At 65.2% G+C, this 17,907-nt stretch carries 14 protein-coding genes; 11 read left to right on the top strand and 3 right to left on the bottom strand.

Annotation, left to right across the window (positions count from 1 at the left end; all coding sequences use genetic code 11):
* The first annotated feature begins 81 nt into the window (after positions 1-81).
* The 5 genes from QTL98_RS03470 to trpS all read left to right on the top strand — a co-directional run bounded on the left by QTL98_RS03470 (position 82) and on the right by trpS (position 6,286).
* Complete coding sequence (locus tag QTL98_RS03470) at positions 82-1,038, top strand: TAXI family TRAP transporter solute-binding subunit (protein ID WP_445680831.1); 957 nt, start codon at positions 82-84, stop codon at positions 1,036-1,038.
* A gap of 91 nt (positions 1,039-1,129) precedes the next feature.
* Positions 1,130-3,226, top strand: coding sequence for a TRAP transporter permease (locus QTL98_RS03465; RefSeq protein WP_445680830.1), 2,097 nt, complete (start codon positions 1,130-1,132; stop codon positions 3,224-3,226).
* 16 nt (positions 3,227-3,242) lie between these two features.
* Complete coding sequence (locus QTL98_RS03460) at positions 3,243-3,710, top strand: DUF1850 domain-containing protein (protein WP_445680829.1); 468 nt, start codon at positions 3,243-3,245, stop codon at positions 3,708-3,710.
* 83 nt (positions 3,711-3,793) lie between these two features.
* The gene (locus tag QTL98_RS03455; RefSeq protein ID WP_445682081.1) at positions 3,794-5,008 is read left to right on the top strand and encodes an acyl-CoA dehydrogenase; all 1,215 of its coding nucleotides are present in this window, start codon (positions 3,794-3,796) and stop codon (positions 5,006-5,008) included.
* 243 nt (positions 5,009-5,251) lie between these two features.
* Positions 5,252-6,286, top strand: a complete 1,035-nt coding sequence (gene trpS / locus QTL98_RS03450; RefSeq protein ID WP_445680828.1) for a tryptophan--tRNA ligase — start codon at positions 5,252-5,254, stop codon at positions 6,284-6,286.
* A gap of 3 nt (positions 6,287-6,289) precedes the next feature.
* Here the strand turns inward: trpS and QTL98_RS03445 are convergent, their stop codons facing one another.
* Positions 6,290-7,330 carry a LacI family DNA-binding transcriptional regulator gene (locus tag QTL98_RS03445; protein WP_445682080.1) on the bottom strand — a complete coding sequence of 347 codons (1,041 nt, stop codon included), beginning with the start codon at positions 7,328-7,330 and terminating at the stop codon, positions 6,290-6,292.
* Positions 7,331-7,486: 156 nt separating this feature from the next.
* Here QTL98_RS03445 and QTL98_RS03440 point away from each other — a divergent pair, with 156 nt between their 5' ends.
* Positions 7,487-8,683: a phytanoyl-CoA dioxygenase family protein gene (locus QTL98_RS03440; protein ID WP_445680827.1), complete on the top strand. Its 1,197-nt coding sequence runs from the start codon at positions 7,487-7,489 to the stop codon at positions 8,681-8,683.
* 132 nt (positions 8,684-8,815) lie between these two features.
* The gene (locus tag QTL98_RS03435) at positions 8,816-9,649 is read left to right on the top strand and encodes an SDR family oxidoreductase (protein WP_445680826.1); all 834 of its coding nucleotides are present in this window, start codon (positions 8,816-8,818) and stop codon (positions 9,647-9,649) included.
* 34 nt (positions 9,650-9,683) lie between these two features.
* Here the strand turns inward: QTL98_RS03435 and QTL98_RS03430 are convergent, their stop codons facing one another.
* A complete protein-coding gene (locus tag QTL98_RS03430) occupies positions 9,684-10,835 on the bottom strand; it encodes a M24 family metallopeptidase (RefSeq protein WP_445680825.1) in 1,152 nt (383 codons plus the stop codon).
* 228 nt (positions 10,836-11,063) lie between these two features.
* Here QTL98_RS03430 and QTL98_RS03425 point away from each other — a divergent pair, with 228 nt between their 5' ends.
* Entirely contained in the window at positions 11,064-12,416 is a 1,353-nt protein-coding gene (locus tag QTL98_RS03425) for a protoglobin domain-containing protein (protein ID WP_445680824.1), read from the top strand.
* A 3-nt stretch (positions 12,417-12,419) separates the two neighbouring features.
* Here QTL98_RS03425 and QTL98_RS03420 read toward each other — a convergent pair whose 3' ends face one another.
* On the bottom strand, positions 12,420-13,205 hold the full coding sequence (locus QTL98_RS03420; protein WP_445680823.1) for an RluA family pseudouridine synthase: 786 nt from the start codon (positions 13,203-13,205) through the stop codon (positions 12,420-12,422).
* A 45-nt stretch (positions 13,206-13,250) separates the two neighbouring features.
* Between QTL98_RS03420 and QTL98_RS03415 the strand changes: the two genes are divergently transcribed.
* The 3 genes from QTL98_RS03415 (at position 13,251) to QTL98_RS03405 (ending at position 17,866) form a co-directional block, all read left to right on the top strand.
* Positions 13,251-13,856 carry a PAS domain-containing protein gene (locus QTL98_RS03415; RefSeq protein ID WP_445680822.1) on the top strand — a complete coding sequence of 202 codons (606 nt, stop codon included), beginning with the start codon at positions 13,251-13,253 and terminating at the stop codon, positions 13,854-13,856.
* 180 nt (positions 13,857-14,036) lie between these two features.
* On the top strand, positions 14,037-15,383 hold the full coding sequence (gene rimO / locus QTL98_RS03410; RefSeq protein ID WP_510637530.1) for a 30S ribosomal protein S12 methylthiotransferase RimO: 1,347 nt from the start codon (positions 14,037-14,039) through the stop codon (positions 15,381-15,383).
* A gap of 389 nt (positions 15,384-15,772) precedes the next feature.
* The gene (locus tag QTL98_RS03405; RefSeq protein ID WP_445680821.1) at positions 15,773-17,866 is read left to right on the top strand and encodes a methyl-accepting chemotaxis protein; all 2,094 of its coding nucleotides are present in this window, start codon (positions 15,773-15,775) and stop codon (positions 17,864-17,866) included.
* Positions 17,867-17,907 lie beyond the last annotated feature (41 nt).

Here is a 17,907-nt window from a genome sequence, read left to right as displayed (position 1 = left end):
GGCGCCCTTTTTGTTGCCTGCCGGCGCCACAGCGGCATAAATGGATCCCATAAAAATTACGACAAAACGGGAGACGCATACATGTTTGGATCCAGATTCCGCCGCCTTGCCGGCGCCGCTGCCCTGATTTCCCTGGCAGCAACCCCCGCCGCCTCGCGCGCGGACGAGTTCATCAATGTCCTGACCGGCGGTACCAGCGGCGTTTATTACCCGCTCGGCGTGGCGCTCGCCAAAGTCTACTCCGACAAGATTCCGGGCGTGCGCACGCAGGTGCAGGCCACCAAGGCCTCGGTCGAGAACCTCAACCTCTTGCAGCAGGGCCGCGGCGAGATCGCCTTTGCGCTCGGCGACAGCGTTAAGCTGGCTGCCGAAGGCAATGAGGAAGCCGGCTTCAAGCAGAAGCTCGACAAGCTGCGCGGCATTGCCGGCATCTATCCCAACTACATCCAGATCGTTGCCTCCAAGGAAAGCGGCATCAAGTCGCTGGCCGACCTCAAGGGCCACAGCGTTTCCGTCGGCGCGCCGAAATCAGGCACCGAGCTCAATGCCCGTGCCATCCTTGAAGCCGCCGGCATGAGCTACAACGACTTCTCCCGCACGGAATATCTGCCGTTTGCGGAATCGGTCGAGCTGATCAAGAACCGCCAGCTGGATGCCACGCTGCAGTCCGCCGGCCTCGGCGTTGCCTCCATCCGTGACCTTGCCACCTCGCTGCCGACCACCGTCGTGGCGGTGCCGGAAGATGTGGCCGGCAAGATCGGCGCGCCCTATGTCGCTGCCACCATTCCCGGCGGCACCTATGACGGGCAGGACGGCGATGTGAGCACTGTTGCCGTCGTCAACTTCCTCATCACCCGGGCGGATGTCAGCGACGACATGGCCTACCAGATGACCAAGCAGCTGTTCGAAAATCTTGACCAGCTGGTGGCTGCCCACAAGGCTGCCGCGGCCATCGACATCAAGAAGGCACTTTCCGGCATGCCGGTGCCGCTGCATCCGGGCGCCGAGCGTTACTACAAGGAAAAGGGGCTGCTCTGAGCCTTGAGCTGACAACCGGCCGGGCCTCCCCTTCCGGGAAGCCCGGCCGGTTTTCCTTTCCTGCCGCCTTCGAGCCGAGGTCCCGCCCCCGATGACCGACACAATCGCCCCGGTAGCCGCCCCTGAAGAGGAAGTTCCGGGCCATCACCTGCCGCAGAGTTTCGGCCTCAGCCTTGAAGGCCGGCTGCTGTTCTGGATTGCTGTTCTTTTCTCCGTCTTCCAGCTCTTCACCGCCGCCTACGCCATCCTGCCGAGCCAGGTGGTGCGCTCGATCCATGTCGGTTTCGTTCTGCTGCTGGGGATGCCGCTGGCCTTCTCGCTGACGGCGAAGAACCCGGTCATGAAAGGGCTCGGCTGGGCACTGGGCATCGCCGGCATGGGTGTCGGCGCCTATCAATGGATATTCTATAAAGATCTCATCTTCCGCTCCGGTGATCTGATCCCGATGGATCTGGCCATCGGCGCCGTATCGCTGGCGCTGCTGTTCATCGCCGCCTGGCGCATCATGGGCGCGGCGCTGCCGGTGATCTCCGGCGTCTTCCTGGCCTACTGCTTCCTCGGCCAGTATCTGCCGGCGCCGCTTGACCATCGCGGTTACGCCTTCGAGCAGGTGATCGACCACATGGCGTTCGGCACCGAGGGCATCTACGGCATCCCGACACTGGTTTCCTCCACCTACATCTTCCTTTTCATCCTCTTCGGCAGCTTCCTGGAACGCGCCGGGATGATCCAGCTTTTCACCGACATCTCGCTCGGCCTCGTCGGCCATGCGCGCGGCGGACCGGCCAAGGTGGCGGTCATCTCCTCTGCCCTGATGGCGACCATCTCGGGCTCGGGTGTCGCCAATGTGGTGACGACCGGCCAGTTCACCATCCCGCTGATGAAGCGCTTCGGGTATCGCGCCGCCTTTGCCGGCGGCGTGGAGGCGACGGCCAGCATGGGCGGGCAGATCATGCCGCCGGTGATGGGCGCCGTTGCCTTCATCATGGCGGAGACGCTCGGTGTGCCTTATGCCGATATCGTCAAGGCCGCGCTGATCCCGGCGCTGCTCTATTTCGTCTCCGCCTTCTGGATGGTGCATCTGGAGGCCGGCAAGCGCTCGCTGCTCGGGTTGCCGAAGGAAGAGCTGCCCTCGGCTGGTCGTGCGCTGCGCAAGAGCTGGTACCTGCTGGCGCCGCTCGCCGTGCTGATCTACCTGCTCTTTACCGGTTACACGCCGCTTTTTGCCGGCACCATCGGCCTTGCGCTCACCGCCGTGCTGATCCTGGGCGGCTCCATCCTGCTAGGCGTGCCCTCCCTGCTGCTGCGCGCCCTGTTCTGGATCGCCATCGGCGTCATCGCGGCCAGCTTCGTGCGCTATGGCGTCGGGATCGTCCTGCTGCTGGTGGCGGCGCTGATCCTCGTCAACGCCCTGCGCCGGGGCGGCCGGCAGACCCTTGCCGACTGCCGTGACAGCCTGGCTGACGGCTCCAAGACCGCGCTGCCGATCGCGCTTGCCTGCGCCATCGTCGGCATCATCATCGGCACCATGACGCTGACCGGCGCGGCCACCACCTTCGGCCAGTTCATCGTCGGCATCGGGCAGCACAATCTGCTCGCCTCGCTGCTGCTCACAATGGTGACCTGCCTTGTGCTGGGCATGGGCATCCCCACCATTCCCAACTACATCATCACCTCGTCCCTTGCCGGGCCGGCACTGTTGCAGCTGGGTGTGCCGCTCATCGTCAGCCACATGTTCGTGTTCTATTTCGGCATTCTGGCGGACCTGACGCCGCCGGTGGCGCTTGCCGCCTTCGCGGCGGCACCGATTGCCAAGGAAAGCGGGCTCAAGATCGGCATGGAAGCCCTGAGGGTCGCCTTTGCCGGTTTCGTCATCCCCTTCATGGCCGTCTATACCCCGGCCCTGATGCTGCAGGATGGCGGGCCGCTGGCCGCCGAGATGGGTTACACCGTGGCTGTCGGCTATATCGTCTTCAAGGCGCTGATCGCCATCGGGCTCTGGGGCGCGGCCGGTATCGGCTTCCTCATCCGGCCGATGCCGTGGTGGGAGCGGCTTTGCGCGTTCGCCGCTGCGGCGCTGCTGGTAGCAGCCCTGCCGGCGACCGACGAGATCGGCTTCCTGCTTTGCGCCGTGGTGATCGGCCAGCATTGGCTGCGTGCCCGCCGCACTGCCCCCGGCACGGCGTAAGCACCGGCGAACAGGGATGGCAAGTCTCGGCCTCTGCATCGCAAGCGGCGGCAAGGTGCTCTATGCAGCCCTTGCCGCCTTTACCCTTACCTGGACGCATTCGGTCGAGAAGACCGGCTGGCAGGAAGACTGGATTGTCGGCCCGGACGGGCTGAAGGTGGTCTCCGCCCGCATCAAGGGCTCCGGCGCCGGCATGGATCCGCCGGCCGATGCAGTCTTTGACGGCGAATGGTGGCACTATACACCCCATGTGCCGCCGCAGCCGCGTGTGGTGCTGGGCCGCTCCGGCGAAGCGGGCGCCTGGCATCTGTGCGCCCCCGGCCATGGCGGCCCGACCGGGCGTGGCACGGGAGTGGACAGCGAATGTGTGCCCCTGCCGGAGGGCCAGGATGATGGCGGACAGAACCCGCTGGTGATGACCCCCTGCACTGAAGCCCCGGCCGGCGCCGCTATTCTTGATCCGGCGCATGGCAGCCCCGGCTGACTGACAAACATACTGCTCGCACCCCGGCCTCGACGCCGACGACGCAGAACCCGATGACCCTGACGATCCCGAAAGAGCCCGACATGGCCACTTCGCTCAAAACCAAGGACCAGCCCTCCCCCGCCGCCTTTGACTGGGCCGATGCCCTGCTGCTGGACGGGCAGTTGACGGAGGAAGAGCGGCTGATCCGCGATGCGGCCCGCGCCTACGCTCAGGAAAAGCTGCAGCCGCGAGTGCTGACTGCCTATCGTGAAGAGCGCTTTGACCGCGAGATCATGAACGAGCTGGGCGAACTGGGCCTGCTGGGCCCCACCCTGCCGGAGGCCTATGGCGGCGCGGAGGCGAGTTATGTCGCTTACGGGCTGGTGGCCCGTGAGGTAGAGCGGGTGGATAGCGGCTATCGCTCCGCCATGAGCGTGCAAAGCTCGCTCGTCATGTATCCCATCTATGCTTACGGCAGCGAAGAACAGCGCCTCAAATACCTGCCGAAGCTCGCGACCGGCGAATGGGTGGGCTGCTTTGGCCTGACCGAACCCGATGCCGGCTCCGACCCGGCCGGCATGCGCACGCGGGCGGAGAAGATTGACGGCGGCTACAGGCTCACCGGCAACAAGATGTGGATCTCCAACTCCCCGATTGCCGATGTGTTTGTCGTCTGGGCCAAGTCCGCTGCCCATGACGGCGCGATCCGCGGTTTCGTGCTGGAAAAGGGCATGAAGGGCCTCACCGCCCCCAAGATTGAAGGCAAACTTTCCCTGCGCGCCTCCATTACCGGCGAGATCGTGATGGATGGCGTGGAAGTGGGCGAGGAGGCGCTGCTGCCCAACGTCTCCGGCCTCAAGGGTCCGTTCGGCTGCCTCAACCGCGCGCGCTATGGCATTGCCTGGGGCGTGATGGGCGCGGCGGAGTTCTGCTGGCACGGCGCGCTCAAATACACGCTTGATCGCAAGCAGTTCGGCCGGCCGCTGGCCGCCAACCAGCTGATCCAGAAGAAGCTGGCCGACATGCAGACGGAAATTACCCTCGGCCTGCAGGCGGCGCTTCGGGTGGGGCGCCTTTTCGACGAAGGCAAGGTGGCGCCGGAGATGATCTCGCTCATCAAGCGCAACAATTGCGGCAAGGCGCTGGATGTTGCCCGGCAGGCGCGCGACATGCACGGCGGCAATGGCATTGCCGACGAATTTCACGTCATGCGCCACATGGTCAATCTGGAGACGGTCAACACCTATGAGGGCACGCATGATGTGCACGCCCTGATCCTGGGCCGGGCACAGACCGGCATTCAGGCGTTCTTTTGAGGACTGGCTGCCATGAGGGCCGGGTACTTGCCAGCACCCTAACCCTCATGGCACATCATGCAGCACCATGACGACCACGACGACCCTGTGCTGCTTTAGCTGGTGGCGCTCCTTTTAAGGAGCGGCACGTCGTCCTGTTCAAACATCGACCGTTGCCGCCGTGATACCGGCAGGCAGCGGCTATTGATCCCAGAAGCATCCTTCGTCCGGCACGGCGGCCTTTCCCTGAAAGGAACCCAAACCATGCCCGACAGCCTTCTGCCCCCCGCAGCAACCGTCAAACCTGTGATCCTGACCGGCGACCGCCCGACGGGACCGCTGCATATCGGCCATTATGCCGGATCGCTAAGAAACCGCGTGGCGCTGCAAAAGACCCATCGCCAGTTTCTGCTGGTGGCGGACACCCAGGCGCTGACCGACAATGCCCGCGACCCGGACAAGGTGCGCCGCAATGTGCTGGAAGTGGCGCTCGACTATCTCGCCGTTGGTATCGACCCGGTCGAAACGACCATCTGCCTGCAATCCGGCCTGCCCGCGCTTGCCGAACTGACGCTGCTTTATCTTAACTACGTCACCGTCGCCCGGCTGGAGCGCAACCCGACCATCAAGGACGAGATCGCCCAGCGCGGTTTCGGGCGCGATATTCCGGCCGGCTTTCTCTGTTATCCCGTGGCGCAGGCCGCCGACATCACCGGCTTTGACGCTACGCTGGTGCCGGTAGGGGAGGATCAGGCCCCACTTATCGAGCAGACCAACGAGGTGGTGCGCCGCATCAACCATCAGGCCGGGCGGGAACTGCTTTTGGAAGCAACCGCGCTGATCCCCGAGGCGGGCCGCCTGCCGGGCGTGGATGGCAAGGCGAAGATGAGCAAGTCGCAGGGTAACGCCATCCACCTCGGCGCCAGCCCGGAAGAGATCAGCGAGGCGGTAAAGCGCATGTACACCGACCCGCAACATTTGAAGGTGAGTGACCCGGGCCGGGTGGAGGGCAATGTGGTCTTCACCTATCTGGATGCCTTCGACCCGGACAAGGCCGCGGTCGCCGCGCTCAAGGAGCAGTACCGGCAGGGCGGCCTTGGCGACGTGTCGCTCAAACACCGTATCGACGGTATTTTGCAGGAACTGATCGGCCCCATCCGCGAACGGCGGCGGCAGCTGGCCGGGGATCCGGCCTATGTGCTGGGCCTGCTCAAGGCCGGCACGGAGGCTGCGCGCGAGCGCACGCAGGGAGTGCTGGACCGGGTTCGGTCAGGGCTCGGGCTCTTTACGCTTGCGTGAAGATCAGTCCACCAGCAGCGGCTCGGTGGGCATGTTGTAGCGGGTGACAAGCTGCACGCTGGAGGTGAGACCCGGCCGGGCCGCCGATGGTAACAGACGGGCCTCGATCATGATCTGGCGGCAGGCGGCATGCATGTCCTGCCGCAGATCATGGTGAAGCACGATATCGATGTGCCCCTCGCGCAGCAGGCGCAGATTGTCGCCGTCCAGATCATGGGCGAGGAAAAAGCGGCACGTCTTGCGCAGGCGGGCAAAAGCCTCCAGCACCGCCCGGTTGCCGCCGCCGATGGAATAGACGGCGCAGATGCCCGGCTCCTCCCGCAGGGCGCGGATGACAAGATCGCCGGTGGCACCATCGATGCCGAAGCCTTCGCTGATCTCGACCAGCCCCAGATGCGGATAATGCTCCCGGATCGCACGGCGGAAGGCGATCTCCCGCTCCTCCTCCCCACGAAACCGGCTGCTGCTGAGCGTCACCAGAATTTGCGCCGGCTCAGGCCCCAGCCAGTGGCCGGCGAGATAGGCCGCGGTTTCGCCTGCGGCGCGGTTATCCATGCCGACATAGGCGGTGCGGCCGGAAAAGGGCAGGTCGGTTACCAGCGTGATGACGGGGATGCCGGCGGCGATCAGCCCGGTTACGGCGGCGGCCACCTCCGGCACATCCGGCGCCTTGAGCAGTACGCCGTCACTGCCGCGCCGGGTGATACGCTCCAGCAGGGCCGCCATGGCCGCTGGCCCCATCTGCTCGGCAAGATGATAGCGCGCGCGGAAGACGGCCGGCGCAAGGGAGGGCATTTCGGCCTCCAGCGCCGCGCGCACCATGCCGGAAAACCGGGCCGGCGCTTCCATCACCAGATCGAGCGTGAGCTTGCGACCGGCAAGGCCGATCTGCGTGCTCTGCCGCTCCAGCTCGGCAATCGCCTGCTCCACCCGCCGGCGCGTGTGCTGGCGCACCCCGTCGCGGCCGTTCAGCACCCGGTCCACCGTCGCCACGCTGAGGCCGGCCTGAAAGGCGATATCCTTGATAAGGAAGGGATGAGACAGGGAAACCTCCGGCAGCCGCGGCTCTATCCAATTGATGGATTTTTGAGGGGTTTGTGAGCGCACGGCCCCCTCACCGCTTTTTATACTCCCCTCCATAACGCCCCCGCAAATCGCACGGACAAACAAACCGGCGGGGCCATTCTGGAGGACACCCCCATGCCGCTGGACCGCACCCCCGAGGCGCGAAATGCCGCCACGCACTGGATGAAACCCGCCGACTGCCGGATCGAGGAGTTCATCGCGCTTATCGACCGCCGCACCGACCCGGCGGACTACCCGCTTGCCAGTGCCATCGAGCGCAATGTGCCGGTTTATGACGGCGATGCCGCGCGCCGCGCCGCCGGCGATCCTGTTGCCCGGCAGGCGCTGATGGATGAATGGGTGAGTGCGATGCTGGAGGGGCCCGGCATCATCGTGCTGAAGCGGGCCTTTGACGATGTGGCGCCGGTTGACCGCACAAGCGAGCTTTTCCGCACCATCATAACCGAGCAGCACGCCGCAGGCGGTGCCCATGGTGACCATTTTGCCAAACCCGGCGCCAATGACCGCATCTGGAATGCGCTGGAGAAACATGGAAGCCGCGACCCGGAGAGCTTTGCCGCCTATTACGGCAACCCGCTCATTGCGCTGGTAAGCGAAGCCTGGCTCGGCCCCTGTTACCAGATCACGGCGCAGGCCAATGTGGTGAACCCCGGCGGGGCCGCGCAGTCCGCCCACCGCGACTATCACCTGGGTTTTCAGGAGGCCGAGGTGGTGGCGCGGTATCCCGCCCATGTGCACCGGCTGAGCCCGGTGCTGACGCTGCAGGGCGCCGTTGCCCACTGTGACATGCCGATAGAGAGCGGGCCGACGCTTTACCTGCCGTTTTCGCAAGCCTATCTGCCCGGTTACCTCGCCTGGCGCTTGCCGGAGTTCCGGGACTATTTCGACCGGCACCATGTCCAGCTGCCGCTTGAAAAAGGCGATGCGGTTTTCTTCAACCCCGCGCTTTTCCACGCCGCCGGCCATAACCGCACCAGTACCATCTACCGGATGGCGAACCTGCTTCAGGTTTCCTCCGCCTATGGGCGGGCGATGGAAAGCGTGGACCGCATGCGGCTTTCGGCAAAGGTCTACCCAGCGATCCTCGACGGCCTGCGCACGGGCACGCTGAGCCCGGCTGAAGCCGACAATGCGATAGCGGCGGCGGCGGAAGGGTATTCCTTCCCCACCAATCTCGACAGCGACCCGCCCGTTGGCGGCCTTGCCCCGCAGACCCAGCAGGCGCTCATGCGGCAGGCACTGGCGGAAGGCTGGACGGCGGCACGGTTTGAAGAGGCACTCGCCGCACAGGCCGCACGCCGTCTGGCGTGAGGCAGTCCCCCGCTGCCGCCGGCGGGTGTAATATCTCCCCTCCAGCATCACCCCCGAAAAGAGGGGTGCAACTGCCCGGGCATCCCTCTGCCCGGGCAGCAGCCATAATCAGAACCGGGAAGGAAACAGCCGATGAACCAGCCAGCCCAGCTTTTCAACCGGCAACTGGCCGGCAAGATCGCCGTCATCACCGGCAGCACCCAGGGCCTCGGCGAGGCGATTGCCCGCCTTTTTGCCGAGCGCGGCGCCGATGGCCTGATCATCTGCGGGCGCAGCCGCGCCAAGGGCGAGGCCCTTGCCAGCGAGCTTTCCAGAGAAAGCGGCACCCCCACCCGCTATGTCGAGGCCGACCTTGCCCGGGTGGAAGATTGCCGCGCCATCATCCGGGCGGCGGATGAGAGTTTCGGTCGGGTCGATGCGCTGGTGAACGCCGCCGGCATGACCGACCGGGGCACCATCCTCGACACCTCGCCCGAACTCTTCGACCGCATCTTTGCCGTCAATGTCCGCGCACCGTTTTTCCTGATGCAGGACACGCTGAAGATCATGCGGCGCGAGGGTACGGAAGGCACCATCGTCAATATCGGCTCGATGTCGGCGATGGCGGGCCAGCCCTTCATCGCCGCCTATTGCAGCTCAAAGGGAGCGCTGGCGACGCTGACCCGCAACACCGCCTATGCCGTGCTGCGCAACCGCATCCGCATCAACGCGCTCAATATCGGCTGGATGGCGAGCGAGGGGGAGGACCGCATACAGCGCGAGTTCCACGGCGCGGACGAGCATTGGCTGGAGCGGGCAAGCGCAGCCATGCCCTTTGGCCGGCTGGTGGATCCGGAGGAGGTGGCGCGGGCGGCGGCCTATCTCTCCTGCGAGGAATCCGGCCTCATGACCGGATCGGTCATCAATTTCGACCAGGGCATCTGGGGCGCCTATGACGCCTCCCCCGCCCCGGCCGAAGCGCTTTGACCAGAGGGGCGGCGAAAGCCGCCCCGTCCGCCGATCAGCGCACGAAAAGATCGAGCGGCTTGCGGGAGAGAACCTCGCAGCCATCTGCCGTTACCAGCACGCTCTGGCCCGGCGCCATGGCGAGGCCATGCACATCGTCATAGAGGATCATGTGCAGGAAGAAGACCATGCCCGGCTGCATGATGACCGGGTTGCCGGTGTAGAACATCGGCCAGTCCATCCAGTTGGGGGCGAAGGTGGTGCCCATGCCGTAACCGCAGGCATTGAGGCGGCCTTCGCGGAAGCCGCGTTTGTCGAGCACGCCGGCATAGGCATCGAAGACCTGGCCCATGGGATTGCCGGGCTTCACCGCCTCCACGCAGGCTTCCATGGCAGCAACGGTCGCCTCATGCATCTCGCGCTGGCGGTCCGGCACCCGGCCGACCAGCAGCGTGCGCATCATGGCGGCATGATAGTGGTGATAGACGCCCGCCCATTCCAGCGTCAGCTGGTCATCCTCACTGAGGTGGCGCCGGGCGGACTGGTAGCGGCACAGCAGCGCCTGCGGGCCGGAGCCGATGATGAACTCGTTGGCCGGATCATCGCCGCCGCCCTTGTAGATGGCACCATGCATGGCGGCGAGGATGTCGCCCTCGAAGGTGCCGGCATGGGTGAGCTTTTCCGCCGCCGTCAGCGCATCGTCCGCCAGCTTGGCAGCGCGGCGCACATAAACCAGCTCGGCAGAAGACTTGATGATGCGCAGGCGGGAGATGAGATCGGAGGCGTCGGTGAGCGTACACCAGCCCTCAAGCGCGGCAGAAAGGCGCTGGCCGTTGCGGGCGGTCAGGCCATAAGCCTCCCACTCCACGCCGATCTTCTTGCCGGCGACATCAAAATCAACGAGCGCATCCTTGAGCTCCAGCGCCGGGTTCGCGCCATCGCGATCCACCCAGATACGGATATCCTGAATGACGGAGGTTTGCTGCGCCTGCCGCAGGTCGGGCGCGCGCGTCAGCAGCATCATGTGCCCGTCGACACCCAGATAAAGACACTGGAAGAACACGTAACCGAAGGTGTCGTAGCCCGTCAGGTAATACATGCTCTCCTGGCGGAACATCAGCATCCCGTCGAGGCCCGCCGCCTCCATCGCGGCAATGGCCTTTGCGCGGCGGGCAGCATATTCCTCGGTAGCAAAATGCAGGGGCATGGACGGGGTTCCTGTTCTTGTTTGCCGGAAGAGGATCCGGTGCCTTCCGGCTTGCCCTACGGCGCCAGATTATCAGGCAAAATTAGATGCTTATGCCTAATTTTGAATTAAGGCATTATGCCTTCCGCTCACCCGGAACAACCGCTCAAGGCAAGAAACAGCCTGATAAGAAAGCGCGCCGGGCCAGCCAAGGCAAGCGGCGAAAATCAGGCAGCAACGGAGAGGATAATGACGGCGACGGGCGATCTGGAAAAAAGGCTGGCTTTCATCGGCATCGACAGTTCGATGCAGCAGGATTTCGCCGAGCTGAAGCCCATCATCGCCCGCCACATGGGCCGCATCCTCGACGGCTTCTACGATCACCTGTCCCGCTTCGGCCTCACCAGCGCCATGTTCCGCAACCGTGAGCACATGATGGCGGCCAAAGCCGCCCAGATGAAGCACTGGGAGCGGCTGCTGACGGCACGGTTTGATGAGGACTATCTGCAAAGCATCCGCCGCATCGGCCTTGCCCATCACCGGCTGGGGCTGGAGCCGCGCTGGTATATCGGCGGCTATGCGCTGCTGGTAACCGGCCTTACCGATGCGGTTGCCGAAGAAACGCTGCCGAGAGGCTTCTTTAACCGGCAGGCCGGCCGCGACCGCTGCAAGCGGCTGCAGAAGGCGGTAACCGTGGCGGCGATGCTGGACATGGACCTCGCCCTTTCCGTTTATATCGAGGAAGGGCGCGCCGAGCGCCAGCGCGCCCGGGCCGGGATCGCCGACGAACTGCAACGCGAAATCGGCGGGCTGGTGGCCACCGTCAGCGAGGCGGCCGGCAAACTGCGCGGCGCCGTGGACCAGTTGGGCGGCACCCTTACGGAAAGCCGGCAGAACTGCACCATAGCGGCGACCGCCTCCGAGCAAACGTCCGGCGGCGTCGCTTCGATTGCGAGCGCGGTGGAGCACATGTCGACCTCCATTCGCGACATCACCGCCCGCATTACCCAGAGCCATGATCTGACGCAGCAGAGTGTCACCCGGGCCGACGCCGCCGACGATCTGATGCGTAGCCTGACCGGTGCGGCAGAGCGCATCGGCGAAGCGGTCAAGCTGATCAGCGAGATTGCCGAGCAGACCAACCTGCTGGCGCTCAACGCCACCATCGAGGCGGCGCGGGCAGGCGAAGCCGGCAAGGGCTTTGCCGTTGTGGCGCAGGAGGTCAAGAATCTCGCCGGCCAGACCAGCCGCGCGACCGATCAGATTGGCTCGCTCGTCAGCGAAATCCAGCACGCCACCCAGGAAACCTCCGAAGCGATTGCCGCCCTGCGGGTTGCCATCGAAGAAAGCCTGTCGATGATGGCGGCAATTGCCGGCGCCTCGGAGCAGCAGACCGCCACCTCCCGCCAGATCGCCACCAATTCGGAAGAAGCGGCGGCAGGTGTCAGCTCCGTCTCGCGCCAGCTGCAATCGATCGTCGGCAATGCCACCGCTGCCGGCAGCAGCGCCGACGAGGTGGGCTCGCAGTCCCACCTGCTGGCGCAGGAAGCCTCAAGGCTGGACAGCACGGTCGAGCGGCTGTTGCAGCGCCTGCGCGGCTAGGCTTCAAAGCCCGCTGAAAAAATCCTCATCCCCCGGCGGGGCGAAGTCCGGCGCCTCGGCCCACGGCGCGCGCACCGTAACGGGCGGCTGCGAGGCCGTAAGGGAGGGCAGCTGCAGCTCAACCGCATGCAGCATGAGGCGGGGTGCCGTGGCTCCGCCATAAAGCGTGTCCCCGACGATCGGCAGGCCCAGATGGGCGCAATGGACACGCAGCTGGTGGGTGCGGCCGGTGAGCGGGCGCAGGGCGACCCATGCCCGTCCTCCCGGCGCTTCGGCCAGAAAGCGGTAGAGTGTGACGGCCTGCTGCCCGGCGGCATCCACCGCCATGGTCCAGCCGGTCTTGTCGTTGCGCTTCAGGATCGGCGCATCGATGCGGCCGGCAGGAGCCGGGGGCCGGCGCGGCAGCAGGGCGAGATAGGTTTTGGTGACCGCGCCATTGGCAAACGCCTCGCCAAGGCGCGCCTGCGCCTTGGGCGAGCGGCCGAGGGCAAGGCAGCCGCTGGTATCACGGTCAAGCCGGTGGGCCGGCTGCGGCAGGCGCTGGAAACCGAAACGCAGGGCCGGCAGGCAATCCTCAAGGCTGACAGGCGTGGAGGGGCCGGCATGGACGGCAAGGCCGGCCGGCTTGTCGATCACCAGCAGGTGCGCATCCTCATAGAGCACGAGCGGGGTTGGCGGCGGCGGCCCCCGGCGGGCCGGCGCAGGCTTCTGCCGCCCGGCGGTTACCCCGCCGGCTGAAGACCGGAAAGAACGCGCGCGCTGCGGGCCGGGTGTCGGTTTCGACGTCATGATTGAAGGGTAACCCTGCTTTACGAACCTTAAGACGATGCGGCGATGCCGCCGGCCTATACTATAGCCATGCTCTCGCTCCAGCCGCCACTCGGGCCCACTCCGGAAGACTGTCACCGCCCGATGCCGGAAGGACCGGGCGAGGCGCAGCCATGGCCGGCTGAAAAAGGCTCCACCGGCTCCAGCATCATCGACAGCGTGCAGGCCTACTGGCAAAGCGTCTGCCCGCCGGACCAGCCCTTCCCGGCCCGCGCCGACATCGACCCCGTTGCGCTCGGGGGGCTGCTGCCTTTCCTGTTCCTGACCGATGTGATCGAGGCGGGCCGTGATTTCCGCTACCGGCTGGTGGGCACCGATATCGTGAACCACACCGTGCGCGACAATACCGGCCGCCTGCTTTCGCAGCTGGTGGCGCAGGGAAGTCAGTATAATCTGGCACGGCTCTACGCTGCCGCCGTGAAGGAACGGCAACCGATGATGCAATGGCTCGTCTACGAAACCGGTGTCGGCCTGCGGCGCTGGTACCAGACGCTGGTGCTGCCCCTGTCGGCCGACGGGCAGGCGATCAACATGCTGCTGGGTGTTGCCGTGCATTATCAGGAGCTGGTCGCCATCTTTCCGGTCGGCAGCGCCCGCAACCGATCCGACTAGCTGCTGCGAAAGCCCATCCCGCGGACTGGACCGGTTAAGGGCACTGTTATGCCAAACCTTGCGCCCCGGCCGCCTGAGGTATAGGAAAGCGCCCGCGATTACCCCAGACCTGAAACGACGATGTTGCCGCCCGTGGGCACCGGCTCAACAAGACCGGCCCCGGGGGTGCAAAACCCGAGTATGACCATGACCAGCACCACCCCGCGTACGCCGCAGCCCGCCCCGAAGGTGGGTATCGTCAGCCTCGGCTGCCCCAAGGCGCTGGTCGACAGCGAGCGCATCATCACCCAGCTGCGTGCCGAAGGGTACGAGATCGCCCCGGACTATCAGGGCGCCGACATGGTGGTGGTCAATACCTGCGGTTTTCTGGACAGCGCACGCGATGAGTCGCTGGATGCCATCGGCGAAGCGCTGAACAAGAACGGCAAGGTGGTGGTGACCGGCTGCCTCGGCCATGAGGCCGACCTTATCCGCCAGCATCACCCGGACGTGCTGGCCGTGACCGGCCCCCACCAGTATGAGGCGGTGATGGGCGCGGTGCACGAGCATATCGCCCGCCCGCACGACCCCTTCATGGATCTGGTGCCGCCCGCCGGCGTGCGCCTGACGCCGCGCCACTACGCGTACCTGAAGATTTCCGAAGGCTGCAACCACACCTGCTCCTTCTGCATCATCCCCGACATGCGCGGCAAACTGGTGAGCCGCCCGGTCAAGAATGTGCTGGCCGAAGCCGAGAGCCTGGTGAAGGCCGGCGTGAAGGAACTGCTGGTGATCTCGCAGGACACCAGCGCCTATGGCGTGGACATCAAATATGCCGAAGGCAGCTGGAAGGGCCGCACCGCGAAGGCGAGCTTCCAGGATCTCTCCCGCGCGCTCAGTGAAATGGGCGTCTGGGTGCGCCTGCACTATGTGTACCCCTATCCGCATGTGGATGAGGTCATCCCCCTGATGGCGGAAGGGGCGCTGCTGCCCTATCTCGACATCCCCTTCCAGCATGCCAGCCCCAGCGTGCTGAAGGCCATGCGCCGCCCGGCGCATCAGGAAAAGACGCTGGAGCGCATCCAGCGCTGGCGCCAGATGTGCCCGGACCTTGCCCTGCGCTCCACCTTCATCGTCGGCTTTCCCGGCGAGACGGAAGAAGACTTCCAGATGCTGCTCGACTGGCTGCCGGAGGCCGGCATCGACCGCGCCGGCTGCTTCAAGTTCGAGCCGGTGCATGGTGCGCGCGCCAACGACCTGCCGAACGCCGTGCCGGAAGAAGTGAAGGAAGAGCGCTGGCATCGCTTCATGGCGGCTCAGCAGGAAGTTTCCACCCAGCGCCTTGCCACCCGCGTCGGCCGCACACTTGATGTGCTGATCGACGAGGTGGATGAGGAAGGGGCCGTTGGCCGCTCCTATGCCGATGCGCCGGAAATCGACGGCAGCGTCTTCCTCAATGGCGAGAGCGAGCTGAAGGTGGGCGATATGGTCAAGGCCACCATCTTCGAATCCGACGAATACGATCTCTGGGGCGATGTCGTCCGCTAAGGACGCCCCGATGCCAGATAAAAGCCCGCCGGAGAAATCCGGCGGGCTTTTTCTTTCACAACAAACATTTCCGGCCAAGTCATCGGCCGGAACCGTATGTCACGGAACAGAAACAACGGAGTAATCATAATGATGTTTATCCGGCGCTAAACATCTGTTTAAAATGTTATGTCATTTCAAAACACTACGAGAATGCTTCGCAGGCTTGTAGTGCCAGACCGGCCGGATCAAGGCCGGCAGCGCGTGGGTATGATGGGCCGGTTCTTCCAGCTCCGTCAGGCAGGAAGCCACCGGATAGGAAAGGCACGCCGGCGCCCTTGTCGCCGGCGGCCCTGCACCGAACGTGACCCGGGCGGCCACCGGTCGCCCCCTGCTGGAGCTGGTAGACGATGCCCTTCTGGAACCGGTTGCCGCTGGCAGCCAAGATCATCCTTCCCATCTGCGTCGTCCTGATTGCGGGACTTGCCCTTTCCACCACGCTGACGGCGATAAAAACCTCGGACGAGATGACCGCGGTTTCCATGGCGCTGGCACGGGAGAGCACCGGCAAGGCGGAAGGAGCACTCAACCAGCGCTTTGAAACAGCCCTGCGCGCGGCGCGCGGGCTTGCGGTGCGTGCCCTGGCCCTGAAGGCCGCCGATGCGCCGCGCACGGCACTGGGGGAGGAAGCTGCCTATACCGACAAGGCCAACCCGGACTTTGTCGGTGCCTGGTACGAGTTTGCCCCCGATGCCTATGACGGCACCGACAAGGATCATATCGACCCCGGCTACACCCTTAACGACGCCAAAGGCCGCATCACCATCTATGCCGTGTGGGAAAACGGAAAGATCGTGCTGCAGAAGAAGCCGGACCCCACGCTCGACGTGATGACACAGGAATATTTCACCCTTGCCTACAAGAGCGGCAAGGAGGCGGTGACCGAGCCTTATCTCTGGCCGGTGAACGGCAAGGAAGTGATGATGGCGAGCGTAACCGCCCCCATCATCGAGAATGGCAAGGTGATCGGCGTATGCGGCGTGGATATCCCGCTCGACCAGTTGAACGCCCAGCTGGAAGCCCTTGCCCCGCTGGGGGACGGCAAGACCTATCTGGTCTCTTCCGGCGGCCTCTGGGTCTCCCACAACAACAAGGACTGGCTCGGCAAGAGCATCGAGAACACCCAGCCGGAGCTGAAGGGAGAGCTGGAGACGGCCCGTGGCGGCAAGCCTGTGCAGAATCTTGAATATTCCAGCTCGATGCAGAGCGAGGTCTACCGGCTGATCGAGCCGGTGCGGGTTGCCGACCTCAACGCCCCCTGGGTGCTGGTGACCAACCTTGTCGCCGGCACGGTGGATGCGCCGGCGCGCGCCATCCTGTCGCGCACTATCCTGATTGCCATTGTGCTGATCGTGGTGCTGGTGCTGGCGATGGTGTTTCTGATCCGCCGGCTGGCAGCGCGGCCGGTGCGGCAGCTGGCCGGCGCCATCGACAAGCTGGCGCACGAAGAAACCGGCATCACCGTGCCCCTGACGGAGCGCGGCGACGAGCTTGGCATCATGGCCAAGGCCATCGAGTTCTTCCGCCAGCGCCTGATCGAGATCGACGCCTTGCGCCGGCGCAACCAGGAAGCAGAGGAAGAAGCCCAGGCCTCCCGCCGCAAGGCCATGCTGGAGATGGCCGACAGTTTCGAGGCCAGCGTCCAGGGCGTGGTGCAGGCGGTCTCCGCCTCCGCCGTCGAGCTGGACGCCAATGCGCAGGCCATGTCCTCCGTCGCCGAGGAAGCCACGCGTAAATCGGCCGCCGTTTCCGCCGCCACGGTGGAGGCCTCCAGCAATGTGTCGACGGTGGCAGCCGCCTCGGAAGAAATGTCTGCCTCCATCGCCGAAATCAGCCGCCGGGTGGCCGAAAGTTCGGGCGCCGCGCATGGTGCGGTGACGGAGACGGCGGCAGCCAGCGAAACCATCCAGGAACTGGCACGGGCGGCCGAAGAGATCGGCGATATCGTCAAGCTCATCGGCGACATTGCCAGCCAGACCAACCTCCTGGCGCTCAACGCCACCATCGAGGCCGCGCGGGCGGGCGAGGCCGGCAAGGGCTTTGCCGTCGTCGCCAGCGAAGTAAAGAACCTCGCCAACCAGACCGGCAAGGCGGCGGAAGACATCACCAGCCGCATCCAGCGCATTCAGAGCGTAACCGGCACCGCCGTAAGCGCGATGGAAGAAGTGCGCGGCACCATCGGCAAGGTGGAGACGATTGCCAGCGCCATCGCTGCGGCAGTGGAGCAGCAATCGGCCGCGACCAACGAGATCTCCGGCAACGCCGCCCAGGCGGCAGCCGGGACGGACGAGGTGGCGCGCAATGTCGATGGCGTACGCACGGCGGCTTCCGAAGCCGGCAATGCCGCCGAGCAGGTGATGATGGCCTCGGGCGAGCTTGCCCGTCAGGCCGAGGCGCTGCGCTCGGAAGTCGACAACTTCATCGCCCGCGTGCGCGCCGGGTAAAATTCCGGCCGGCACGGCGGACACGATTTTGCCAGACGCGT

Origin of the sequence: Radicibacter daui, assembly GCA_030657355.1 — a bacterium.
In the GTDB taxonomy this organism is placed as follows: Bacteria; Pseudomonadota; Alphaproteobacteria; order Radicibacterales; family Radicibacteraceae; genus Radicibacter; species Radicibacter daui.
This window is presented reverse-complemented; position numbering and strand designations above follow the sequence as displayed.